This is a genomic window from Methanosarcina sp. (assembly GCF_028693135.1).
In the GTDB taxonomy this organism is placed as follows: Archaea; Halobacteriota; Methanosarcinia; order Methanosarcinales; family Methanosarcinaceae; genus Methanosarcina.
On record NZ_JAQUVZ010000005.1, the window covers coordinates 55506 to 79703 of the forward strand.

At 42.7% G+C, this 24198-nt stretch carries 20 protein-coding genes; 12 read left to right on the plus strand and 8 right to left on the minus strand.

All coding sequences use genetic code 11. The features are described 5' to 3' along the window. Positions 1-120: 120 nt before the first annotated feature. From PHF18_RS03820 to PHF18_RS03845, 6 genes are all read left to right on the plus strand, one after another. Positions 121-5943: a PAS domain-containing protein gene (locus PHF18_RS03820; RefSeq protein ID WP_300098544.1), complete on the plus strand. Its 5823-nt coding sequence runs from the start codon at positions 121-123 to the stop codon at positions 5941-5943. A gap of 361 nt (positions 5944-6304) precedes the next feature. Then, positions 6305-7588 carry an RNA-guided endonuclease IscB gene (gene iscB / locus PHF18_RS03825; RefSeq protein WP_300098547.1) on the plus strand — a complete coding sequence of 428 codons (1284 nt, stop codon included), beginning with the start codon at positions 6305-6307 and terminating at the stop codon, positions 7586-7588. 608 nt (positions 7589-8196) lie between these two features. Next, complete coding sequence (locus PHF18_RS03830) at positions 8197-8640, plus strand: nucleotidyltransferase domain-containing protein (RefSeq protein ID WP_300098550.1); 444 nt, start codon at positions 8197-8199, stop codon at positions 8638-8640. Then, positions 8637-9059 carry a DUF86 domain-containing protein gene (locus PHF18_RS03835; RefSeq protein WP_300098553.1) on the plus strand — a complete coding sequence of 141 codons (423 nt, stop codon included), beginning with the start codon at positions 8637-8639 and terminating at the stop codon, positions 9057-9059. Before PHF18_RS03830 ends, PHF18_RS03835 begins: the two co-directional genes overlap by 4 nt. A gap of 92 nt (positions 9060-9151) precedes the next feature. Beyond that, complete coding sequence (locus PHF18_RS03840) at positions 9152-9541, plus strand: ABC transporter ATP-binding protein (protein WP_300098556.1); 390 nt, start codon at positions 9152-9154, stop codon at positions 9539-9541. 215 nt (positions 9542-9756) lie between these two features. Beyond that, the gene (locus PHF18_RS03845) at positions 9757-10146 is read left to right on the plus strand and encodes a VOC family protein (RefSeq protein WP_300098559.1); all 390 of its coding nucleotides are present in this window, start codon (positions 9757-9759) and stop codon (positions 10144-10146) included. Positions 10147-10218: 72 nt separating this feature from the next. On the opposite strand, the gene PHF18_RS03850 is transcribed toward PHF18_RS03845, so the two are convergent. Continuing rightward, a complete protein-coding gene (locus PHF18_RS03850; protein WP_300098562.1) occupies positions 10219-11571 on the minus strand; it encodes an MATE family efflux transporter in 1353 nt (450 codons plus the stop codon). Positions 11572-11840: 269 nt separating this feature from the next. Here PHF18_RS03850 and PHF18_RS03855 point away from each other — a divergent pair, with 269 nt between their 5' ends. Continuing rightward, positions 11841-12794 carry a carbohydrate kinase gene (locus PHF18_RS03855; protein WP_300098565.1) on the plus strand — a complete coding sequence of 318 codons (954 nt, stop codon included), beginning with the start codon at positions 11841-11843 and terminating at the stop codon, positions 12792-12794. Positions 12795-13492: 698 nt separating this feature from the next. Beyond that, positions 13493-14728 carry a hypothetical protein gene (locus tag PHF18_RS03860; RefSeq protein WP_300098568.1) on the plus strand — a complete coding sequence of 412 codons (1236 nt, stop codon included), beginning with the start codon at positions 13493-13495 and terminating at the stop codon, positions 14726-14728. A gap of 71 nt (positions 14729-14799) precedes the next feature. On the opposite strand, the gene PHF18_RS03865 is transcribed toward PHF18_RS03860, so the two are convergent. Further along, on the minus strand, positions 14800-15297 hold the full coding sequence (locus PHF18_RS03865) for a hypothetical protein (RefSeq protein WP_300098570.1): 498 nt from the start codon (positions 15295-15297) through the stop codon (positions 14800-14802). 240 nt (positions 15298-15537) lie between these two features. After that, entirely contained in the window at positions 15538-16419 is an 882-nt protein-coding gene (locus PHF18_RS03870; protein ID WP_300098573.1) for a carotenoid biosynthesis protein, read from the minus strand. A gap of 326 nt (positions 16420-16745) precedes the next feature. Here PHF18_RS03870 and PHF18_RS03875 point away from each other — a divergent pair, with 326 nt between their 5' ends. Continuing rightward, on the plus strand, positions 16746-17639 hold the full coding sequence (locus PHF18_RS03875) for a hypothetical protein (protein ID WP_367279139.1): 894 nt from the start codon (positions 16746-16748) through the stop codon (positions 17637-17639). A gap of 339 nt (positions 17640-17978) precedes the next feature. Here the strand turns inward: PHF18_RS03875 and PHF18_RS03880 are convergent, their stop codons facing one another. From PHF18_RS03880 to htpX, 3 genes are all read right to left on the minus strand, one after another. Continuing rightward, entirely contained in the window at positions 17979-18509 is a 531-nt protein-coding gene (locus tag PHF18_RS03880) for a metal-dependent hydrolase (RefSeq protein ID WP_300098579.1), read from the minus strand. A gap of 173 nt (positions 18510-18682) precedes the next feature. After that, positions 18683-19312 carry a hypothetical protein gene (locus tag PHF18_RS03885; RefSeq protein ID WP_300098582.1) on the minus strand — a complete coding sequence of 210 codons (630 nt, stop codon included), beginning with the start codon at positions 19310-19312 and terminating at the stop codon, positions 18683-18685. 45 nt (positions 19313-19357) lie between these two features. Next, positions 19358-20242 carry a zinc metalloprotease HtpX gene (htpX, locus tag PHF18_RS03890; protein WP_300098586.1) on the minus strand — a complete coding sequence of 295 codons (885 nt, stop codon included), beginning with the start codon at positions 20240-20242 and terminating at the stop codon, positions 19358-19360. A gap of 653 nt (positions 20243-20895) precedes the next feature. Here htpX and PHF18_RS18045 point away from each other — a divergent pair. Together PHF18_RS18045 and PHF18_RS03895 are read left to right on the plus strand one after the other, a co-directional pair. Then, the gene (locus PHF18_RS18045; protein ID WP_367279135.1) at positions 20896-21021 is read left to right on the plus strand and encodes a hypothetical protein; all 126 of its coding nucleotides are present in this window, start codon (positions 20896-20898) and stop codon (positions 21019-21021) included. A gap of 60 nt (positions 21022-21081) precedes the next feature. After that, entirely contained in the window at positions 21082-22374 is a 1293-nt protein-coding gene (locus tag PHF18_RS03895) for an APC family permease (RefSeq protein ID WP_300098588.1), read from the plus strand. 444 nt (positions 22375-22818) lie between these two features. Here the strand turns inward: PHF18_RS03895 and PHF18_RS03900 are convergent, their stop codons facing one another. Both PHF18_RS03900 and PHF18_RS03905 read right to left on the minus strand, forming a co-directional pair. Continuing rightward, positions 22819-23142: a cupin domain-containing protein gene (locus PHF18_RS03900; protein ID WP_300098591.1), complete on the minus strand. Its 324-nt coding sequence runs from the start codon at positions 23140-23142 to the stop codon at positions 22819-22821. 242 nt (positions 23143-23384) lie between these two features. Beyond that, positions 23385-23576 carry a hypothetical protein gene (locus PHF18_RS03905; protein ID WP_300098594.1) on the minus strand — a complete coding sequence of 64 codons (192 nt, stop codon included), beginning with the start codon at positions 23574-23576 and terminating at the stop codon, positions 23385-23387. A 3-nt stretch (positions 23577-23579) separates the two neighbouring features. Between PHF18_RS03905 and PHF18_RS03910 the strand changes: the two genes are divergently transcribed. Next, positions 23580-24119 carry a GNAT family N-acetyltransferase gene (locus tag PHF18_RS03910; protein ID WP_300098597.1) on the plus strand — a complete coding sequence of 180 codons (540 nt, stop codon included), beginning with the start codon at positions 23580-23582 and terminating at the stop codon, positions 24117-24119. Positions 24120-24198 lie beyond the last annotated feature (79 nt).

Below are 24198 nucleotides of genomic sequence, written 5' to 3' on the forward strand. Positions count from 1 at the left end.
ATATTAAAAGTGGAAATAGAGCAATCCTCTATAAACTGATTTTTGCCGACGATTTTGAGCAAAGGGCAAAAAGACTAGTTTCCACAAAGAAAGGGGATAATAGCAGGAAAGTGAGGAAAGATGGGGGACTCTAAAAGCTTCAAATACCTCAGAAAACTCGAAATGGAAGGAGATGAACAATTAATTGAACGGTTTCCTTCAGATGACCCGAATCCTATCCTGAGAGTGGAAAAGGATGGTACAATAGTCTATGCCAATAGGGCGGCTTTTCCTTTGCTGGAACACTGGGGAGTTCGGGAAAAGGAAAGAATCCCTCAAGCCCTGAGGCACAGCGTCCTGAGAGTGCTTGCTCAAAAAAGCCCGGAATACCTGGAGCTTACTGCAGGAAACAGGGTGTACTCCGCAAAGCTCTCCCCCCTCCCCGAAGAGGGCTGTGTAAACATCTACGGGTTTGACGTGAGCAGGCGGGCGGAAGCGGAAGAAAAACCTGGGCTCCATCAAGAGAACCTGGAAAAGCTCGTTGAAATAGGAACCCGGGAATATATTAATGCAAACGAGAAACTTACTGAGGAAATTGCAGAGAGAAAGAAAATCGGCAAGGTCCTTCAAAACAATCTGCATTTTCTTGAGACCCTTTTGAACACCATCCCTGCCCCGGTCTTCTACAAGGACGAGGAGGGCAGGTACATGGGATGTAATGAAATTTTTGCAAGCCAGATTCTCGGGCTCCCCCAGGAAAAAATCCTCGGAAAAACCCTTCCATCCCTTCCATTATCCATCCCGGAAGAACTCATTGAATACTGCCATAGAGTGGCTCTAGAACTTATCAGGAGCGGAGGAAAACAGGACCAGGACGTAGAGTTAGTTTGTGCTGACGGCAAAACAAGAGACTTTCTGGTCAACCGGGCTGCATTTAAGGACGAGGGAGGGGAAACAGCCGGCATGGTAGGGGTTATGCAGGACATAACCCAGATTAAGAGGGCAGAAGAAACCCTTCGGAACACCGTAAATTTTCTGGGAACCCTTGTTGACGGCATCCCGAGCCCGGTATTTCAGAGAGACAAAGACGGGATTTACCTGAACTGTAACGAAACCTTTGCTAGCCAGATTATGGGACTTCTGAAGGAACAGGTTATCGGAGGATCTGTTGCTGAGTTTCAGAAAAAGATCCCGAAAGATCTCGCAGAAATCTACCAGCTGTATGACCAGGAGCTTCTCAAACAGGGAGGAAGCCATTATTACGAGACTGAGGTAGTCTGTGCAGACGGTGTAAAAAGAGATTTCCTTTTCCACAAAGCCACTTATGAAGACAGTTCCGGAAATGTGAGTGGGATTGCAGGCGTCATGCTGGACATAACCCCGCGCAAGGCAGCGGAAGAACAACTCTGGAGAAGCGAGGAAAGGTACCGCATCGCTGCCGAGCAGACAGGGCAGCTTGTATATGATTATTACATTGGATCAAAGCAGGTTGACTGGGCGGGAGCAATCAAAGAGCTTACCGGATACAGCCCCGAAGAGTTCAGGCAGGTAGATCTCGAAGGCTGGAGGGACCATATACATCCCGAAGACCGGGAAAGGGCCTGGGAAATCCATGAAAGGTGCATGAGAACAGGGGATAGATACCTTGAAGAATACCGGTTCAGGAGAAAGGATGGGATCTATTTCCATGTGGAAGACAGCAGCGTGTACCTCAGGGACGAAAGCGGCCGCATATCCAGGATCATCGGAGTACTAAAGGACATAAGCGAGAGGAAAATAGCCCGGGAAATTCTGGAGAAAAGTGAAGAAAGGTTCCGGGCAGTTGCAGAAAGGACAGGACAGCTTGTTTATGATTATGATTTGAGGACAAAACGGAGTACCTGGGAAGGGGCCATTGAAGAACTGACAGGATACAGTTATGAGGAGTTCCAGAAATTCATCCCTGAGGTCTGGGCTGAACACCTCCATCCGGAGGACCGCCAGAGGGCTGTTGAAACCTCTAAAAAATGCCTGGAAACGGGGGAAAACTTCCATAAAGAGTACAGGCTCAGAAGAAAAGATGGCAGCTACTTCTACGCAGAGAACAACGGTTTTTACATAAAAGATAAGGATGGGAAGGTCTACAGGACTGCCGGAGTAATAAAGGACATCACTGAAAGAAAGCTCGCCCAGGAAAAACTGGTGGAAAGCGAGGAGAGGTTCCGCATCGTTGCCGAACAGATTGGACAGGGAGTCTACGACTATGATATTGAGAGTGACCGGCTTTCCTGGGCGGGCGCGATAGAAGAGATCACCAGGTACGGCAGCGAAGACCCCTGCATTTCTACCAGGGACCTCTGGGAATCCCTTATCCATCCTGAAGATAGTAAACGGGCAACCAGGTACTACGAACAGATCCTGAAAGAGGGGAAAAATTACCAACAGGACTACCGGATACGAAAGAAGGACGGAAACTACATCCATGTGGAAAATAACGGTGTTTTCCTGAGGGATGAGAAAGGCCGGGTATACCGGATGCTCGGTGCAATAAAGGACATTACGGAAAGAAAGCTTGCCAGGGAAAACCTTGAGAAAACTGAAGAAAGGTACAGGCTGGCAGCTGAACAGACCGGCCAGCTTGTGTACGATTATGAGATTGAAACGGGAAAAACAGACTGGGCCGGAGCTATTGAGGAGATTACGGGATACGGCAAAGAAGAATTCCATAAATTCGGAAAAGACGAATGGATTTCACACATACACCCCGAAGAAAGAATGCGGGTGGTCGAAAGCATAAAGAGGTCTCTGGAAACCGGGGATAGGATTCAAGAAGAATTCAGGTTCAGAAAGAAAGACGGCAGCTATTTCTACGTGGAAGACTGCGGGACGGTTCTGAAAAGCGAAAACGGGCTCCCTTACAGGGTTATTGGAGTGAAAAAAGATATAACTGAAAAGAAACTTGCCCGTGAAAAGCTTGAGAAAAGTGAAGAAAAGTATCGCATCGCAGTTGAACAGACGGGGCAGATTGTATGTGACCTGGACCTGGATAAAGGAAACATTGAATGGGCCGGAGCCATAAAGGAACTTACCGGGTATAGTTTTGAGGAGTTCCAGAAATTCACCCCCCAGATCTGGGTAGAACATATCCATCCCGAAAACCGCGAGTATGTGCTCAAAAATGTAAAAGGGTATTTAAATAGAGGGGGAAGGTTCAAGCAAGAATTCAGGTTTAGAAAGAAAGACGGGAGCTATTTTTACGTAGAAAACAGCGGAATCATTCTTGAGAATGAAAGAGGACAGATGTATAGGATCCTCGGGTTAACGAAAGATATTACGGAACAGAAACTTGCCCGTGAAAAACTTGAAAAAAGCGAAGAAAGGTACCGCCTGATTGCAGAACATACCGGACAGGTCCTGTATCACGACGACTATACGAAAGGGATAACTAAATGGTCAGGTGCTATCCCCAAGATTACCGGATACAGCATAGAGGAATTTCAAAAAATCAACACCAATAGCTGGCTTGGGTTGATCCATCCCGAAGAACGGGAAAGAGTGGCTTCGGCACATGAACAGTGCAGAAAAGAGGGAGGAAATTTCTTCGAAGAGTACAGGCTCAAAAAGGCGGATGGGAGCTATGTCACCGTAGAAGACGAGGGGGTCTACCTTAAAGGCGAAAACGGAAACATATGCAAGGCACTTGGAGTTATCAAAGACATTACAGAGAAGAAGCTTGCCCAGAAGAAACTTTCGGAAAGCGAGGAACGCTTCCGGGTCGCTACCGAACAGACCGGACAAATCGTCTTTGAGCATGACCATGTGACTAACGTACTTACCTGGGGAGGAGCAGTCACCGAAATTACCGGGTACAGCATTGAAGAATTCCAGAAATTCGACAGCAAGATGTGGTTTGAACATGTCCACCCCAAAGACCGGGAAAGGGTTCTTGCAGAACTCAAAAAATTCCAGAAAAAAAACAGCCACTTCCGTGTGGAATACAGATTAAGGAAGAAGGACGGGAGCCATTTCCATGTAGAAGACAGCGGGATCTACCTGCGGAACGAAGAAGGGCAGATCCGCAAGGCTGTCGGGGTAATAAAAGACATCACTCCCATAAAGTTTGCCGCAGAACAACTCCAGGAAAGCGAGGAAAGGTTCCGCATAGCAGCAGAGAAGACAGGTCAGCTTGTATACGATTACAATGTAGCTTCAGACTGTATAACATGGGCAGGGGCCATTGGGGACATTAGCGGTTACACCCATGAAGAAATCCATAAGCTTACGACCAGGGAACTCTGGAAAAAGCACATCCACCCTGAGGACTATGAAAAAGTAGTTACGTATTTTAGAAATGTTTTCAAGGCCGGTAGGAGTTATTCTCAGGAATACAGGCTCAAAAGGAAGTCCGGGGACTATATTTATGTGGAAGATTGTGGAACTTATTTGAGAGACAAAGAGGGCAGAGTCTACCGGATGATCGGGGTGATAAAAAACATCACGGAGAGAAAACTTGGAATGGAACAATTGCGGAAAAGCGAAGAAAGGTTCCGCATTGTTGCCGAACAGACCGGACAACTGGTATACGATTATAATATTTCGGAAGATAAAATCGGCTGGGCAGGAGCTATCAAAGAGCTTACGGATTATAGTGAAGAAGAATTCAAAAACGTAATCAAAATGGAGGACTGGAAAGAGTTCTTACACCCGGAAGACCTCAAAAGAGCAGTTGATTCATATAAAAGGTGCCTGGAAAACGGAGAAAGGTATTGTGAGGAATACCGGTTTAAAAGGAAGGACGGGAACTATATTCATGTGGAAAACAGGGGAGTATTCCAGAAGGATGAAAATGGACGCATACACAGGATGCTCGGGGCAAATAAAGACATTACACAGCTCAAACTTTCCATAGAGAAAGTTCAGGAGAGCGAAGAGAAGTACCGTTCATTTATGCAAAACTTCAAGGGGATTGCTTTCCAGGGCGATATGTACTTCAATCCATTTTTCATGCACGGGGCTCTGGAAGAAATCACGGGATACACGGAAGAAGAATTTCTTTCCGGAACTATTCCCTGGCCCCTGTTAACAGCTCCCGAAGACCGTCACCTGATCTACGAAGATGCAGTGAAAATAAGAACTATACCGAATACCCTCATCGAACGAGAATACAGGATAAAGAACAAGAATGGAAAATTGCACTGGATCTGTGAGCTCCTTCAGAATATTTCCGATTCTTCAGGAAAACCCCTTTTCGTGCAGGGCTCGGTCTACGACATAACTGAAAGAAAGGAAGCAGAAGAAGCCCTGGCAAGGATCGATGAGATCCGCAAAAAAGAGATCCACCACCGGATAAAGAACAACCTCCAGGTAATATCCAGCCTCCTTGAACTGCAGGCTGACCAGTTCAGCGAAGAGAAAGTTGTAGAGGCATTCAGGGAAAGCCAGAACCGCGTGGCGTCCATGGCCATTATCCACGAAGAGCTCTACAGGGCAGGGGATACCGAGACCCTTGATTTTTCAGCCTATCTCGGGAAACTGACCTCGGACATTCTACGCTCATATACGGTCAGGAAAGAGGACGTAAAGCTGAAGCTCGAGGTAGATGAGGTATTCCTGGGAATGGACACTGCAATCCCATTAGGGATCATTATCAACGAACTTGTTTCCAATGCCCTGAAACACGCCTTCCCTACCGGAAGGAAAGGGGAAATCCAAATTTCTCTCTTCCGGAAGGAGCTCAGTGAAAATAAAAACATAGGTAAGCTCACAAATAATAATGATAAAGGGAGTTTAATTAACAGGAGTTACCTGTATAAGCTGGTCGTTTCAGATAACGGGTTGGGTTTTCCTGAAAACGTCGACTTCAGGAATACGGATTCACTGGGCCTGCAGCTGGTAAATACCCTTGTGGAACAGCTGGAGGGTACAATCAAAATGGATAAAAAAAGAGGGACTGCATTCAGGATCAGTTTCACGGAAACGGAATAAGGAACCCGGTATAAGCAAAAGAAAATACATTATTCTAAAAAGTGAAGCCGAAATTTGTCAATTACCCCTCCCTAAAACCTTCACCTAACGGCTCAGGTTTTTGAGGAAGGAGCTTGTCTAACAAGCCCTGGTTGACCAGATCACCGATTAGGAGCAATGGAAAATCGGTAAACGATAGGAAAGAAATAGTTACCCTTGAATGTCGCCTCAGTTTAAGGCTCTAAGGATGCCGGTTAAACAGTCCTGAGAGGTAGGGACAGTGCTTGCATCGTTAAACCTTTCCATATCAGATCGAGAGGAGGACGGATTCCGGAATTGACTCCACAATTCGGATACGCATAACTCTTCGGAGGAAAACTATATGTTAGTTTTCGTAATCAATCAAAACAAAAAACCACTAATGCCCTGTAAACCTTCAAAAGCCAGAAAGCTACTGCAAGCAGGCAAGGCAAAAGTGGTCCGAAATACTCCATTCACCATCAAGTTACTTTTCGGAAGCAGTGGGTATACTCAACCTGTAACTGCAGGGATGGATACCGGCTCTAAGGTAGTGGGCTGTGCAGCCATTGCTAACGGAAAAGTGTTGTATCAGTCCGAAATCTACCTGAGAGAAAACGTTTCGAAAAAGATGGAACAACGGAAGATGTACCGGAGAACCCGGAGAAGTCGGAAGACAAGGTATAGACCCGCAAGATTTGATAACCGGGGAAATTCAAAGAAAGAAGGAAGATTGGCTCCTTCTATCCGAAGCAAACTTGAAGCTCATTTCCGGGAAAAGAGGTTTGTGGAATCCCTGCTTCCTGTAACCGAGTGGAAGGTAGAACTTGCTTCCTTTGATATTCACAAAATAACAAATCCGGAAGTTTCCGGGATCGGATATCAGGAAGGGGACCTTAAAGGGTTCTACAATATCAAAGCTTACGTTCTGGACAGGGACGGCTACACCTGCCAGCACTGCAGGGGAAAGTCAAAGGATTCCAGGCTGCATTGCCATCATATCGTTTTCAGGTCACAGAAGGGAACAGATGCACCGGAAAACCTGATAACGCTCTGTGAAACCTGTCACAAAGCCCTGCACAATGGAGAATTCAAGCTTTCAGGGAAAAAGTCAAAAACAAAACATGCAACTGAAATCGGGATCCTCAAATCCCAAATCCGGAAATCCGGCTGGAATTTTGCAGAGACTTTCGGGTACGAAACCAAGTACAGGAGAGAGCAGGTCTTGAAGTTGTTAAAAACACATTACTTTGATGCTGTTGCTATCTGTTGCAGGGACGATCAGAAAGTAGAGGTAGAAGATTCGGTTTTTCTAAAAAGAAACGTTCCTGCGGGAGATTATCAGCAGCGGAGAGGGAAGAGATCAGAGAAGAAAATACCTACCGGAAAGCTGTTTGGGCTCAGGAAATTTGATATTGTAAAAACGGAAAACGGGATCGGGTTCATTCGTGGCAAACGGTCATCCGGGTATTTTTCAATCTCAGATATATTCGGAAACAAAATTTCAGATAGTGTTAATGTTAAGAAAAAATGCAGGAGACTGAGTGCGAGGAGTACAACATTAGTTCAGATGGTACAGATGACGCATTCCTCCCCTACCTGCCATTTCCGGCAAGCCGGAAATGTCGAGGAAGGGGTCTCCTGCTGAGGTAAGATGAAATTTGTTTTAAAACTAATATAAATAAAATAAATATATGCACATTATAATTTGAGGGCGAGTATAACTTATATAATCTTATTTTAGAAACTTTAATATTGATAATAAGCTTTCCGATGATGCAAATATAATTTCTGCTAGAAGAAGTGAACCCATCTGGAGAAAAGCCCCGGAAAAAATTCATCTTGATTTCATGGATACCGATTTTGAAGCAAGTGTCGTCAGTACAGGCTCAAATTTATTCGATAAAGAATGGATTGGCTGAAAGGTTGACAGGGCTTTTTTGAAATTTTGGGGGAATGTTACTTAGTTTTTATTTTTTGCAGGTTATGAGAGGCTTTGGGAACTTAAACGAGCAACTTTTGTTTATCTGCAAAAATCCAATCAGTTCAGCCTCCACCTTCGATCTGAAATCTTCCAAAAACCTTAACGAGCCAGAGAAATCGCGAGGCTGCACAAATTATAAACAGAAAGTAAGCATAAGTCATGGGCAATAGATTATATGCGATTGAATCTATGCGATTGAATCTATGCGATTGAATCTATGCGATTGACTCTAAGCGATTGAATCTAAGCGATTGATACTATTGTTTGATTATATGCAGGTCGACGACACACAATCATATCTGGAACAGCTGGAAAGAACGCTGAGCGAATTTTTCTCAAATATAGATAGTGTTACACTTGCTTACCTATTCGGTTCAACTGTCCGGGGGGAAGCTAACTGCCTGAGTGATATAGATATCGCCGTCCTTTTTGACAATACCCTTACAAAAAAGGAAGCTTTTGACCTTCAGTTGAAGTTGATAGTTGATCTGGGAGACCTTCTTAAAACAAACAATGTGGATCTTGTCGTGCTCAATGATTCTCCTCTACTCTTAGCATTCAATATCATACGCGACGGAATCATTTTGAAATCCGACGAGCGAATAAGAGTATATTTTGAAACAGGGATAATGTCCAGATACTATGATGAGCAGTACTATATCAAAAGGCATATGAAAAGAGCTGTTGAAAGAATGGCGAAAGGCAGGTTGGTATGAGACCGGAAGTAATTGACAAGCTTGAACTGCTTGAAGGATATATAGCCATCTTGAGGGATCTTCAGCAATATAGCTTTGAAGAAATTGAAAAAAATTACGTAATCAAGGGAGCTGTAGAAAGATATTTACAAATTTCACTGGAATCGATGCTGGATATTGGTGAGATCATTATTTCAATGGAGAAAATTAAGCGCCCTCAAAGTTATAAGGAAATATTTCGTACCCTGGGAGAAAACGGAATTCTTCCTGAAGCTTTTGCCAGAAAAATTGAACCCGCCGCAGGGTTTAGAAATATACTCGTACATATGTATGCGAAAGTAGAAACTAACAGGCTTTATGAAAACCTGCAAAACGGCGTTGAAGATATGGAACTTTTCATTGAATACATCGCCCGGTTCTTAGCTACAAAACAGGATTAAATTCCCTTTTTTAGTTATTTCGATTCTTAGTATTCCTTAATAGTTACAGAATTTTCAAGGAAGCAAAAAGATATTATGGAAATATTAGATTTATGCGCCTAAAAATGCGGAAGTTAGGCAATAAGGAAGACCTGGATTATGTACTGGAACTGCTGGAACTGCTGGAACTGCTCGGGATGATGGAGTTTGCCATGAAGGATATTTACGAAATCAGCGGAGGCCAGCAACAGAAAGAACTCATCGCGCGGGCACTTGCACAGAAGGCAGATATTCTTCTTCTTGACGAGCCAACCAGCAATCTTGACATAAGGCACCAGTTCGAGGTCATGGAAATTATGAAAGATATCATGAAGAACAAAGGAATCTCTGCGGTCATGGCACTTCATGATTTGAATCTGGCTTTGAGATATGCCGATAGAATAATCATGATGAAGGGGGCAAAATATTTGCCGCCGGGAATCCTGCTTCAGTCCTCACCGTAGAGAATATAATATAGGTTTATGGGGTACGGGCTCTGGTGAAAGATACAGGGAGGAGGCCACATATCATTCCGACAGGACGAAAAAGGGCTGGTTTATCCGATTGCCTGATCTCTTTGGATTATCGTCTTGAGAAAATTAAATGTCTAAAAAAGTCAAGTCTGAGTTAATATATAAATACCATCCCGATTATCTAATTATGGCAGGGGGTAGTTATCATGCCAAGAGTTGTTCATTTCGAGATACGTGCAGAAGATGTTGCAAGGGCAAAGAAGTTCTACGAGAATGTTTTCGGTTGGAAGATAGAGAAGTGGGAAGGTCCCATGGAATACTGGAATATAACAACCGGTAAACAGGAAGAGCCAGGAATCGATGGGGGCTTGATGAGAAGGCAGGTCGGAATACCGGGGGCAGCCACACCGATAAGCACCTATATCTGCACAATAGATGTCCCGGACGTCGATGAGTACCTGAACAAGATAAAGCAGCAAGGCGGCAAAGTGACTATGGAAAAGAGTCCCATACCCGGCATAGGCTGGTTTGCATATTGTCTCGACACAGAAAAAAATATATTCGGGATAATGCACTCTGACATGAGTGCCAGATGACCTTTTCTGTCTTCCGTTCTTCTTTTCGTTATCTATTTATCTATTTGTCAAGATCTCTTATCGGATCTAGCCTCATATTTCCATCCCAATTTGAAGCTGTTCTCTCTTCCTTTCCTTCTTCTTAAACTTCCGGTACTCTCTCCCCAGCAACCCTGCAGCCAGCACGCAAGCCAGAAAATCCGAAATGGGAAACGCAGCCCAGACTCCGGTAAGTCCGTAAAATCTCGGTAGGACCAGCACAAGAGGCAGCAGGAAAAGGAGCTGCCTTGCAAGCGATAGAATAAAAGCTGGCCTCGGTTTTCCAAGGGCCTGGAACACGGTTGTGCCTACGAGCTGGAAACCTATGAAAGGCAGGATAAGCACAACGATCCGCATGGCTTCGGCCCCTGCAACTGTGAGTTCAGGGTCAGAGCTGAAGATATGGATGATAGGGGCAGGAAAGAGGAACATGACCAGAAACCCCGGGAGGGAGAAGAGAGTGCTGACTTTCAGGGCGACCTCAACCGATTCGACTACTCTTGAGAGCTGTTTTGCGCCGTAGTTATAGCCCACTATGGGCTGAAGGCCGAAGGAAATCCCTAGCATGGGCAGAAAGATGAGCAGGAGCAGACGGTGAATGATCCCGAAGGCCGCAATTGAGACGTCTCCTCCATAAGTTGCAAGGGCATTGTTTACAAAAATCATCATGACACTGTTTGAAGCTTCAACAATGAAAGGACCGAGGCCTATTGCTACTACCTCTTTTGAGATTGCAGAGCTTGGGATCAGCAGTTTTGGTTTGAAGGTAACCGAACTTCTCCCGGCAAGGAAGTAGCGCAGCAGGAAGACCGTGGATACAAGCTGGGCAAGTATAGTTGCAATAGCAGCTCCTCTTACCCCCATATCAAGCCCGAAGATGAAGATAGGGTCAAGCAGCATGTTCAGGCCAGCCCCCAGGAGCATTCCGAACATTGCATAGCGGGCGTTACCTTCGGCTCTTACAAGGTCTTCGGTTGCAATCCCGAGAGTAAAGACAACCGAGCCTGCCATTATTATTTCAAGATAAGCTTTCGCATAGGGCATAATGTTAGGCGTTGCCCCAAAAAGTTTTAGTAAAGGCTCAAGAAAGGCAAGCCCTATAAGCGAGTAAGCAATTCCCAGGAAAATTCCCAGGAAAAACACGGTCCCAAGAGCTTTTTCAGCTTTATGTGGCTCTTTTGACCCCAGAGACCTTGAAATAATTGAAGCTCCTCCTATCCCGAGCCCTATTGCAATCCCCATTGCGAGCATATGGATTGGAAAAGCTATCACCAGCCCACCAATTCCAGGAACACTTTCTTCCCCGAGAGCCCTTCCAACGAAGATCGTGTCTACTACATTGTAAAAAGCGTAAACAAGCATCCCTATGATTGAAGGGGCTGAGAGCTTGAAAAGAAGTTTACCCACTTTTTCCGTGCCCAGAAAGCTGCTGTGTTCTTGTATCCCGGTCCTCTCCTGTCGTTAAGGCTAACAGGGTTTTCCGTAAGCAGGGAAGGTATAAAGCCGTTTCGTAAGTGAGGAAAAATGGAAGTGAAAGGCCGAAGGAAGCAAGGAAAAAATAAGATTGAAGAAACGGGTAGTAAAGAATGAAAAGTGGATAGAGTAAAGAAGGAAATTTTGGATATCAGGGAATTAGAGTAACCGATTAATAAAAGGCTGCCAATTAGTAAAATAAAGTGGAAAATGAACCAGCAGTATGGAGTGGAAAGGTGAAAAAAGAGCAATCGAAGCCAATTAAAGCCCTCACATTCGGAGAAGCCCTTTTTGATATCATCAAAGGCACCGCCCACCTCGGAGGAGCTCCCCTTAACCTTGCAGCTCACCTTGCAAAATTAGGGGCAAAACCAGCTGTTCTAACAGCAGTCGGAAGGGATGAGCTTGGCAAAATTCTCTTTTCCAGGGCTGAAAAGATGGGAGTTGACACTTCGTACATCCTGATTGATGAAATAAGGCCAACAGGAACCGTTACTGTCAAACTTAAAGACGAAGGAATCCCTGTTTTCACGATCAATGAAGATGTAGCCTGGGATGCGATTACTCCGGACGAAAGGAAATTTGAAGCTCTTGCAGCGGAGGAGTGGGACGTTTTTTGCTTCGGGACCCTCGCCCAGAGGTCGAAAGAAAACAGGAAAACGCTGAAAAGGCTGCTTTCGGAAATAAAAGCAAAACACTTTTTCTACGATGTAAACCTGAGAGCCGGATTCTACAAAAAGGAATGGATCTTATCTTCCCTTGAACACTGCACAATCCTGAAAATGAATGAAGAAGAGGCAGCACAAATTTCCGGTATGCTTTTCGGCACCACGTATGCCTGTAGATCTCTATGCCGCCTGCTTACGGACAGATACCCGAAAATATCCGTAATCTGCATAACAAAAGGACCTGAGGGGGCAGATGTCTATCAGGATGGAGTCTATGAGGAAATTGGAACCACTCCCGTAGAAGTTGCGGATACAGTAGGAGCAGGAGATGCTTTTTCTGCTGGATTCCTTTATGCTTTTCTTTCAGGGTTGAGCATATTAAAAGCTGCATCAATAGCCTGTGCCCTTGGAACATATGTTGCATCAAAACCGGGGGCAGTACCTGAATATTCAGAAGAACTTATGAAAGAGCTGGGAATTTTAGAGTGAGAAAGGAAATCTTCTTTCCTGCAAGCCTCGGTATCTGAAATAGAAGGATTTTCTGGGTTCAAATTCCATCCCTGCACTAAATTAGGGGGATATAACAACAAAAAAGTGTACGCTATATTTTAGAATAACTTTAAAAATATCATAAATTACTCCTTTTTTATTAATGTATTTTTGTAGTTAACAGTATTTATTATATTTACTACTCACATTCCGAACCCCGGCACTCTTGTGACAATATGTTATACAAAAAGATCATTTTACTGATATAACATCAACAAAATGGCCAATAGTCAAGTATTGTTTTCCTAGCCTGGCAGGGGTTCGAAATGTGAATTACTAATTATTTATCTTCAGTAATATAGATTCCAAAAATCTATTACATATAAAAACAGATTTTATATATTATGTAATATTTTGTAGAACTTTGCAATAATTTCAAGATGGATTATAATGAGAACGAAACAAAGTACACTATAGTCATTTACGCAAAGAATTACACTTGCAATTGAAATGACCTATTTTCTAGCCAAATGAATTGTGTTTTTAGTCCTTTCTGTGAATTAAGTGTAAATTGTTGTGTTCATAACTATAATTTTGCATGAGTAAGAGCTTTGAGCACTGGTAATTCAACTTCCAAAACCTCTGGTTTTCAAAAGCAAATGTGTCTAAAAAAGATTGAAGTAACAGGAGTGGGGACAATGAGTGAAGAAACAGACAAACAAGAAGAAACCGAAACTGAAAAAGAAGAAGAAACCGAAACTGAAAAAGAAGAAACTGAAACGGAAAAAGAAAAAGAATCCTCTGCCACTCTATCGGAGGAAGCAATCACTACCGATGACAAGTTCGGTTACTTTGTAGAACTAGTAGCCTACGATACTTTAACCAGTCAGGTAAAGAAATTGGTGGAGAAGGTGAATGAGAAGCTTTCAGATGATAAGAAAATACTCTTGGTAGAAGATCTTAACATTGCGATTGACGATGTGCGTTTGGTGCAAGTTAAATCTCAGTTGATGATACTGGAAGAGGCGCTGAATGAACAAATTGCTGCCAATGAAAAAACACATTTACCTCCGCAAGTGAAAGGATTTGTGGAGGCGTCAGCGGTGGCACCAACTTTGAAAGCTATAGAGACCGTTATCGGTGCTGTGACTGATATTGCCGATATGTTCTATGGTAAATATACTATTAAAGGCAAAGAGATCTCTCTGTCAGACACGGCCCTGCGGATCTTAATCGCGGGAGAACTAAAAGAGAAACGAAATAACCGATCAGTCTATTTAACCAATTTCTACTGTTTAGAGAAATCCCAGTTGATCGAAACGCTAAGACGATTGGTTCAAAGAAGAGGAGAATTACAAAATCAGGTTCATCGATTGCACCAGGAAATTGTAAAACCAAGAAAGAAAAAGATAGCTGAGTTAGAAGTGGAAATAAAGAAAAAAGTAGCTGAGTTAGAAGTGGAAATAAAGAAAAAGGAGGACTCTTCCCCAGCGGAAATCAGTGAGTTGGCTTCTCTAGTAGGTAGGAAGCAGCAAGAATTAAAGGTGTTGACAGACGAAAAACAAGAAGTAGAAGAGAACATTTTGGAGTCTGAATCCCTGATAACTGCCTTTGACAAGGGCATTAAAGCACTGCTGACCACCGTCGATGGTCAAACCGCTTCTCCGTTTGAGGTCGCTGTTTTGCGTGAGCAAATTTCGGAGTTGAAAATCACCCATTTGCTTTATGCGAAAATTGTTTCTGGCGGTGGTGATGCGATCACCGGCAAACGCTGGTTTTCTTGGAGGCATGTAACTTACTTGGGCGGCAGTGTTGTCAGTTACATCCTTGCAGACACGAAGGGAGAGATTGTAGCTGCCAATACATCGATTCAGACGGGACTATTGGACTATAAGCTGTCATCGAATGAGTTGTTTTTGAAAAGAAGTGAATGATGCTGAAAGCAACTTAATTATTTAATTGTGGACACAAGGGATGTGAAAGGCATTAAGATGAGCGATTTTGATTATTTTTGATTTACGGAAATAAGTGTCTTCCTCATCTCCTTCGTATTTCTATTAAAATCCCCTTCTTGTACTCTCTTTTTCAGTTTCTTCAGTGTACTTCTGTACTTAATCCCGATCTCCCTAGCTTTAGCAGGCTTTAAATGGAGTACGAATTCCCTTATCTTTTCAATATTAGGATACATATCAACGTGATTACTCTCAAGCTCCTGCATTTCAACCTTATTGGTTTCTTTTCCGATATACACGCATCCTTTTGGCTTCATATGTCTTCTTTCTAAAACTCCAATATCCCCTTGAAATTTAGTTTTTGGATGATTTATGTAATCAATGAACACATCACTTAATGGCTTCCAGTATTCTCTTCCCTGAAATGTATCTCCTGTATTGTAATCAATGAATTCTTTCTCAACCACGATCTGTGGATTTTTGTTGAAAGCAGCAATAGGTTTAACCTTCTCGCCATCTATACCAGCTTTTGCACCATTACCTACAAGCATGAAATTAAAAGGTTTAATCTGTTTATCAAACGGTCATGATACTGAACAAATTTAATTTTTACATTTGTATTTTCAGGAGGAAGCATTGTTGTTCAGATTTTTCCATCCCGGTTGAGAATAGAAATCTGGACATTATTTTCCCCTCCATAGTTAGATATGTTCGTTTGTAATGCTCCCTCGTTGGGTCGGACCTTAAAAGACGGGCGTAAAAGGATTGTTAGATGGGGGTTAACCGGTGGTCTAATTACTTGCTTTCTCTGTTTTGCTTTCTCTGTTAGACCGATACCAGTAATTTAGAGCATCTCGATGAAGCCCAAGTGCTACTATGCTCATAACTATACTTACCACCAGCAAAAAGGGAGGGTTCAGGATGACGCCTGAAACCAGTCCTGCTATCAGGAAATAGGCATGAAATCCGAGAGGCACAAGAAAGACAAATGCAGCCTGAGACTGTACCGGGAATTCCGGGTGTAATGCCAATATCAACAGCAGAGCACTTCCTAAGACTGCAGCGATAGTAGCGTAATGTATCAGGTCATTGGGAATGTTGGTAATGAGCTCGTTGGTAATAAGCACGCCCGTGGTGCCGCAGATTATAGCTCCTGCAGGGGAGAACCAGCGTCCCCAGAAGTTAGGGAGCTTTGATAGCAATCGAAGGCTTGCTGAAAATGAGAACACAACCCAGAACCATGCCCAGAAGTTGTTGTAAGGGACACCAAAGTACTGGTAATCAAGACCTTTTCCCCAATCCCACATGCCCAGGCGGATGGCAATTGCATCTATGGAAAGGTCGATATTCAAAGCCATCAGGCCATCGAGCACCGGTCGTGCCCATTCCGGAAGGCTGGTTCTATCGGAAAAGGAGCGAACGCTATAGATGATAGTTCCCCAGGCCACCCCAACGACCACAGGGACAGGCCCAAGCATTACCAGAAAGCGTCCGTACTCGTAGGCGTCGAGCTGTTGGATTGTAGCCCATTCAAGCAGCAAGCCGAAGAGCACCCCGGAAAGAAGTTGCCAGACTACCCAGGAGCCTCGCTGCCATGCATTTTGCAGACAGGCCAGAAAGAGCACTAAAACCAGAATCTCGAAGGCGAGAAAGTATAGATTTAGCACGGGCATGCGCATTAAATACTAAATGACAGCTTAAAAAACTTGCGAAATGTTCGATCACACTACAGAATTAATGGCTATCAGGCATTCAGCCTCAAGCAAATAATAGCCATAATTGAGCAAGGTGTAACTCGTGACCGGATCACAGGAAACAAGTCTATAGTAACGGAGCAGTAAACAAAAAAGAAGATTAATATATGTAGAGTAGAATTTACCGAATATTATGATTCACTTCTCCATTTACAGCAGGGAGGTGGCTAAAAATAATCTCTGAAAATAAAAAAATCAAAATTCTGTCAGTCTTACTAACAGTACTTGTTATCACAGCCTTATCCCTGTTCACATATTCTCAGATTACCAACGGATATAGTACGGAAACCATACCCCCAGGCAATATCATTGCTATCTATCAGGCAGACCACACATATGGGGACCTTAATGCAGTTTATGTCAGAGGTGCCGGATTGAATATCGATTCCGAGAACTATGATCGGATGATAAGCTACGAAGACATACCTGATATTGCTTCAATGGATGGGGTTGAGAATGTAATTCTTTATGATACCAGTTATTTAGATCACATCATTTATACAACTGCAAGAGAAGGTAGATTACTGGATAAATTGAATCTCATTGCAGTGCCTGAAGCTATAGCACAGGATTATCTTCATCAGACTGCTATCCCCTACGGGACAGAAGATCTGGAAGAAGGCAGGCTTCCCCGGGACGGCGCCCACGAAATTACAATGTCAAAGAAATTGCTGGAAAAGCACTTTGCATACACCAATGAAACGCTGACCCGGGCAATCGGCAGCATGGTAAACTATGAAAATGAAACCTATACCATCGTGGGCATAAACAGCTATGATATTTGTTACATCTCCTTTGACGCAAAAAGAAACTATGGACTCTATCAGTATGATGCGGACACTTTTAATGAATTTGTAACAAGAAACCTCAACTATAAGAAAACGAATGAATATTTTCATCCGGAATATGCAAATGAAATCTTTATCTTTACAGCAGACGGCTCGGAAAAGGCGGTGCTGGACAAGCTTCTTCAAGAATATCCTGCTGAAAATTACATTTCCAGCGAATATGTTTCTGTATGGAAAAAGACATTTAACGGAAGTGTTCTGCGAAAAATAATCATCATCAATAGTATTGTTGTTGCTTTGCTAGGCGTTATCCTGCTTCTCTTGAACAGAAAGCCCAGTTCAAAAATATAAATACAAGTTCATACCAAAATAGTATAACAGGTTCAGAGAGATAATAGGTTCAGATATAATACAAATGTAACATCTTGAAGAAGCGAATAAATAACATAGAGAAAAACAGAGGAAACGGAATGAAAAAAAATGATGACAAACCAGATACTCTAACAGCCGGATTATACATTACAGGCTTCATAATATGCGGCTATTTCATTATAAAATTCATTTTGACCTTATAAACTGCTTTTTTACGATCTCATCAGAGTTTTTCTCTTCCAATATCTTCAGAGTTTTTCACTCCAATATATCAGTGTTTTTCTCTTCCTATCTCAACAGAATTATTTACCGACATATTCAGAGTTCTTCTTTTTCCATAATTTTTTTAGATAAATAAAAAACCAGAACAAACCCTATTAACACTACTAGAATTTTAGTTATGTGGCTTTGCAAAAACTCAAGGTGAAAAGATTCTTCAAACATTTCCAATATGTGTTCAATTCCAATGTAATCCCTTGAGTCTCTGGGAAAACTCCATCCGAATAGGGGCCAGAGGAAAGTTTGAGGATCTAACCCCATCTGGTCTTCAAAAAGGTGCAAAAAAGAGCCAGATGTAAGGGAAAGAACCCTGATATCTCTTTTTTTTCCGTACATGTATAAACCTATCAGAAAGAGAAGAAGGGAAAACAGCAGGGTATGGCCTATAATGCGTCCGTTCGCAAAAGTTGAAGCAAAAATAACTTCACCTATCGGTTTGTCTATTAAATCGGGCAGAATAGCTCCGATTGCCAGATAGCGTGGATTTATGAGAGTTCTTAATCGGGGTATAAAAATCCCAAGCCCAAAAAAGATTCCGAGCGTAATGCCAAGATGTCCAAAGAGAAGCATCGAAAATCAGAATGTCCTTTTTTATTTAAATATTGACCGTTTCTATATAATCCTTCATTTGAAATAAGCGTAAATATCAGGCCTTCAAAAATAAAGAAAATTTGAAATCAAATTATATACATCTTTTGAAATCAAATTATATACATCTGCAAATTATAAAAGTCTAGCCATTATTAAAAAGGGATTCCCCAGAGAGGATACCATTTTTCCACATTTTTTTCGACCGGCATTTCCCTCTCCATTGCGGTTCTGAGCCTGAATTCAAATGGGCTGTCTCTCTGCCTGTTAGAAAGTGGAATAAAAGGATAGTAAGTTCCCTGTTTAAAGTTATAGATCCAGTAAACTGCTTTTCCACCGCCGGCCTTTTCCCCGGGCCTTCCTTCATGTCCGGCTGTCCCGGCTTCAGGCTCGCTGCCAAACTTGTAAATGGCACAGAGGATCTGCTCGCCAAAGCCGCGGTCTTCAAGGGTCTGGCTCACGAGGTGGATGTTTGCAACAAGGTCTTCGAAATCAGGGTCCTTAAAAATAGCCCAGAGGAAGTTGAACTCATCTTTTTCCAGCCTGAACTCGGTTTCAGTCTCCTTTGAGCTGTACTCCAGAAGCTCTTCGATCTCCTGGCGGGCGGATTCATAAGCTGTAGCCCCTATCGGCTTAAAACAAATTCCCGCAGCTCCTGAGGGTTTAAGGCCCATATTGCTCTCCAGTGTAATACTGGCTGTGGAGATTGCAAAGAGCTTTTCACTTTTTGCTTTCGGAAGCCTGCTCCTTCCTGTGATTGCATCCATAAAATCTCGCAAACCCATTTTAACCTATCTCCTCTGAAAAACTCTTCTTCAGATTTGCCTTATTTAATTCATTTCCTTCTGCATCTTTTCAAGCTGAGCTAGCCTTTTTTCCACCGAAGGGTGAGTGGAAAGGAGGTTCATAATTGAAGAACCCGAGACTGCAGGGATAATGAAGAAAGCATTCATTCCCTCGACCTTCCTGAGGTCCTCGTTAGGCACCCTTTCCATTAGCCCACTTATCTTCATAAGGGCAGAAGCAAGATTTGAAGGCTGCCCGGTGATGATTGCCGACCCCCGGTCTGCAGCAAATTCCCTGTAGCGGGAAAGGGCGCGGATAAGCAGGAAGCTGATGACCCAGACTGCAATTGAAACAAGCCAGACAACTATAATGCCTCCGCCGTCCCGCCGCCTATTTCCTCCCATATTTCCGAAGTAGAGGCTATAGCGGACAATGTAGAAAGCCACTGTTGAGATGAAACTGGCAATCGTCAGGACAGCCATGTCCCTGTTCTTTACATGGCTCAGTTCATGGGCAAGCACCGCCTCAAGTTCGGCTGGAGAGAGTTTGTCCATAAGCCCGGTTGTGACTGCAACAACAGCTTTACTTGGGCTCCTGCCTGTGGCAAAGGCGTTTGGAACCCGGGTCTGGACAATTGCTACCTGCGGTTTCGGGAGGTCAGCTATTGCGCATAGCCTGGTGATCATGTCATGAAGCTTCGGTTCTTCGCTTTCAGAGACTATGTGTGCTCCTGTTGTCCAGAGCACCATTTTGTCCGAGTAGAAGTACTGAATGCCCATGAAGAGCCCGATGAATAAAACCATGAAAATCTGAGACGTTCCATAGTAAGAAAGAAATGCCAAGAAAAAGAGATAAACTGCTGCCAGAAGAAACATCGTGAAAAGCATTCGTCCCTGAAGTCCTAAGTCCCGTTCCCATTTTCTTTTCATATTTTATTTCGCCTATCCTGATATTAAGATGATGAATTCTATTTAGATGATAGTGATGAATTCTATTTAGATGATAGATTATTAGATAAATTATCGTATTTTTATCCACAATTAAATGGCAATTAAGTGATGTCAGGTTTAAATGAGAATTAAGTCTATCTAAATGACAATTCATTGATTTGCTAATTAATTCCAGATTAAATGAACTTATAGTTGATTTGCTAATTAATTCCATATTAAATGAACTTATAGATGATTTGCTAATTAATTCCAGATTAAATGAACTTATAGATGAATTACCTTTAGATTAAATAAACCAGTTAATATAAGATTAAAAAATATACAAATGTTGGTAAATTCGAAAAATTGGATAACGGGGATCTGAATAGATTATAGCCGAAATTCATTTAAAACTAAAAGTAACCTCTTTCCGTCTCCAATAAAATATTTCCTTAAAGATTTAAATTTTTTCCTTCACTATAGAAATAAGCAAAGTAACAGATGGTTTTGAATATTCTCATTGAGTAAAGTCAATTTTTTTTTCATTTATCAACCCGCTTTTGAGAACTTTAGAGTTTCAGCTAAAAATTTCAGTATTGTAAAGTCCCAAAATAAAATTTGTGCATAATCTCCATTAACTGATTTGAGAAAAATTGAGATGTATAAACTTAGGTTGTATAAACTTAGGTTGTATAAACTTAGGTTGTATAAACTTAGGTTGTATAAACTTAGGCTGTATAAACTTAGGCTGTATAAGCTGCCGGACCGCAAAAGATTGATTATTAATAGAGAAAAAAGATTAATAAAAGAGAAGAGATAATTAAAAATTGGAATATTCTATGGCAGGAACGAAGTCGATGGGATTATGGGCTGCAACTTCTATAGGAGTTGGAGCAATGGTTGGAGCAGGCATTTTTTCGATTTTCGGGACAGCTGCCCGGATTTCCGGAAACGCGGTATACATGTCTTTTATCATTGCAGGAGCTGTTGCCCTTTTAAGCACCTATTCCTATGCAAAAATGGGGGTCAGGTATCCTTCGGCAGGCGGACCGGTTGAGTTTCTCCTGAAAGGGTTCGGAGACGGGATTTTAAGCGGGGGGCTCAACCTCCTGCTCTGGGTGGGCTATGTTTTCGGGCTTGCCCTCTATGCAAAAGGTTTTTCGTACTATGCAGTAACCTTCCTGCCGGCAGGTTCGGCTCCGGTCTGGGACAATGTCTTTGCCACGGCTATTATCCTTGTTTTTACGACTATCAATTTTGTAGGGGCAAAAGCCGTGGGGAAATCGGAACTTTTCATTGTTTCAATAAAAGTGGGCATCCTTTTGCTTTTTGCCGTTGCAGGCCTTTTTTATATGAACCCGGCAAACCTCTCGGTCTCGGCCTGGCCAACTTCTGGAAATCTCTTTTTTGGAGCTGGAATGGTTTTCCTCGCATACCAGGGCTTCGGGCTGATAACCAACGCTGCAGAAGATATGAAAGACCCGGAAAAAAATCTCCCGAGAGCCCTGTACTTAAGCGTAGGGCTGGTCATTATTATTTATGTGCTCGTCAGCCTTGCAGTGATGGGGAACCTCACAGTCCCAGAAATTGAAAGTGCACAGGACTATGCCCTTGCGGCTGCTGCAAAGCCTTTCCTTGGCGATCTCGGCTTCAAAATAATGGCTCTAGCTGCCCTTTTTTCCACCTCTTCTGCAATCAATGCTACCCTTTACGGAGGAGCAAACGTAAGTTACCTGCTTGCCCGAGAAGGAGAACTGCCCGAATTTTTCGAACGGAAACTCTGGAACAGGGGCACTGAAGGGCTCTTTATCACTTCGGGGCTTGTCATCCTCTGCGCAAACTTTCTCCGGCTTGAGGGAATCGGTATGCTTGCCAGTGCTTCCAGTCTCATAATTTATGTAGCAGTTAACGCTTCCCACCTACACCTGCTAAAGGAAACCGGGGCAAAATCCTATCTGATATGGGCTTCCCTTCTCAGCAGCTTTATTTTCTTGGTGGTGCTGACATACTATGAATTCATGAATTCAAAATCCACCCTGGGACTGCTCGCACTCACGATTGTTTCCTGTTTTGCTGTCGAATGGATTTACAGAAGATATTCCGGAAGAGTGATAAAAGAAAGGACAAGCTAAACCTGTAACAAGAGTAAACCTGTAAACAGAGAATTTGAAATAAGAGGTCAAATTAAAGCGCAAAACAAAATTAAAAACAAATATCAGGTTACTCTGGTTAACTGGTTGGTATTCCCGAAATGGCCGTAAATGATACTCGTATTCTTTCTTTCTTTCTTTCTTTCTTTCCACGCGCTGCACCCGGCTTGAGCCCGCCTGTGTGCAGTAAATAAAAACAAAAGCATTAGGCAGGCTGGAAACCTGAGACCAAATATCAACTGTGTAGCTAGTGTCGCATCAATCCTCAAGGATTTAAATGATTCAGAATAGTTGTAATCGATTATATACGACATTTTACTGCTGACGCGACACTGGGGATGACCTGTTTTCTTTTCACTCAAAAAAATCAACCATGTAATGGTGGACGACCGACATTTAGGAAAAAGGAAAAAAGAATGTTTGGAGTTATATTATATACTCATCCCTTCTCGGAGAAAAGACCTCTACAGCCACGGAATCTTTCACGGCTTCCGCGCTGTGGGAAACCTCGCCCGGAATATTCCAGGAATCTCCAGGGTTTACTTCAAGTCTTTCGTCTCCGATTGTCAGAAAGATTTTTCCTGAAATAAGGTAGCCAGTCTGTTCGTGGAGATGGTTGTGTGCAGGAAGGAAGCTTCCTCCTTCCAGAAGAAATTCGGTCATCAAGGTCTTTTCCCCGTAAACCACGGTCTTCATCCTGATGCCTGGAATGGTTTCCCTGTAGCCGTCTTGATCATGCTTACAAAACATAAAAAGCCTCTTTGAAATTATTGCAATTGATAAGATAATGTATTCTTCATTTTTTGAACATATGCCTCTGTTAGACTGGAGATGAGCAGGGTATCATGAGGTTATACCTGAGCTGAACACTTCCTGAAGTTGAACCGTTTTTATTAAGCTTACTTTCTTAAAAAATGTTTGTACTGCTGGTTTTAGCTATTTATTCACAGTACTTTCAGGGAATTTAAGAAAAAAACAATATAAGCATAATTTTATATAATATTGTATATTATTATATATTTAGGGCATCTGAAAAACACTCTTTTCATACCCCAAACATCTTTTACATCCCCCCCTCCAAACCACTCCAAATTTCCAGATGCCCATCCCCACCTTCTGTTCTCATTTTCAGACCTTAGAGATAACTTACCAAAAAGATTATCTCCAAAAAAACATAAATTCATTGCATGCCCCTGATTCTTTCTCCTATTAACACCGAAAGGATGTCTCTGGCTCCTGCGACTATGAAACTATATCTTCTTGAGCTGCATGACCGCCCGGCATTTGCTTTTACCCTTAATGCGAATGTCCCGCAGGAATGGCCCCCTGACCAGATAACTCCTGAAGTAATCGAAGAGTTTATAGGGTGGATGCAGGCAAGAGACCGAAAAATCTGGACTTTCTACTGGCTCCTGCATAAGGAAGGATCGGAACTGCCTGTCCTGATAGGAAATGGGGGATTTCTTGTTCATGAGGACGAAACCCTTGAGATAGGGTATTCCATGCTTTCCGACTACCAGAACAAAGGATATGCAACAGAAGCTGTCCGGTCAATGTTACAGTGGGCTTTTTCCAGCCTCAAAAAAGATTGCATCATAGCACATACGTATCCCTACCTGGAGGCTTCGATCCGTGTACTGGAAAAGAACGGTTTTCTTTTTAAAGAAGCCAACCCTGGTGAAGGAATAATAACTTATGAACTTCAAAGGGAACACGGAAGTCTCTGACCCCGGTTAAAAGTATTTTTATAAGGCTGCTGCAACACCACATTATTTGTAGAATGTATTATGTTAGAGGTATATTAGA

Bases quoted from the DNA above. Each gene is read 5' to 3' on its own strand.
- PHF18_RS03835 (WP_300098553.1), top strand. From the start codon at position 8,637: ATGAGACCGGAAGTAATTGACAAGCTTGAACTGCTTGAAGGATATATA.
- iscB (WP_300098547.1), top strand. From the start codon at position 6,305: ATGTTAGTTTTCGTAATCAATCAAAACAAAAAACCACTAATGCCCTGT.
- PHF18_RS03900 (WP_300098591.1), bottom strand. From the start codon at position 23,142: ATGTTTTGTAAGCATGATCAAGACGGCTACAGGGAAACCATTCCAGGC.
- PHF18_RS03895 (WP_300098588.1), top strand. From the start codon at position 21,082: ATGGCAGGAACGAAGTCGATGGGATTATGGGCTGCAACTTCTATAGGA.
- PHF18_RS03830 (WP_300098550.1), top strand. From the start codon at position 8,197: ATGCAGGTCGACGACACACAATCATATCTGGAACAGCTGGAAAGAACG.
- PHF18_RS03860 (WP_300098568.1), top strand. From the start codon at position 13,493: ATGAGTGAAGAAACAGACAAACAAGAAGAAACCGAAACTGAAAAAGAA.
- PHF18_RS03870 (WP_300098573.1), bottom strand. From the start codon at position 16,419: ATGCCCGTGCTAAATCTATACTTTCTCGCCTTCGAGATTCTGGTTTTA.
- PHF18_RS03820 (WP_300098544.1), top strand. From the start codon at position 121: ATGGGGGACTCTAAAAGCTTCAAATACCTCAGAAAACTCGAAATGGAA.
- PHF18_RS03865 (WP_300098570.1), bottom strand. From the start codon at position 15,297: ATGCTTGTAGGTAATGGTGCAAAAGCTGGTATAGATGGCGAGAAGGTT.
- PHF18_RS03880 (WP_300098579.1), bottom strand. From the start codon at position 18,509: ATGCTTCTCTTTGGACATCTTGGCATTACGCTCGGAATCTTTTTTGGG.
- PHF18_RS03840 (WP_300098556.1), top strand. From the start codon at position 9,152: ATGCGCCTAAAAATGCGGAAGTTAGGCAATAAGGAAGACCTGGATTAT.
- PHF18_RS03905 (WP_300098594.1), bottom strand. From the start codon at position 23,576: ATGAATTTATGTTTTTTTGGAGATAATCTTTTTGGTAAGTTATCTCTA.
- htpX (WP_300098586.1), bottom strand. From the start codon at position 20,242: ATGAAAAGAAAATGGGAACGGGACTTAGGACTTCAGGGACGAATGCTT.
- PHF18_RS03845 (WP_300098559.1), top strand. From the start codon at position 9,757: ATGCCAAGAGTTGTTCATTTCGAGATACGTGCAGAAGATGTTGCAAGG.
- PHF18_RS03885 (WP_300098582.1), bottom strand. From the start codon at position 19,312: ATGGGTTTGCGAGATTTTATGGATGCAATCACAGGAAGGAGCAGGCTT.
- PHF18_RS03910 (WP_300098597.1), top strand. From the start codon at position 23,580: ATGCCCCTGATTCTTTCTCCTATTAACACCGAAAGGATGTCTCTGGCT.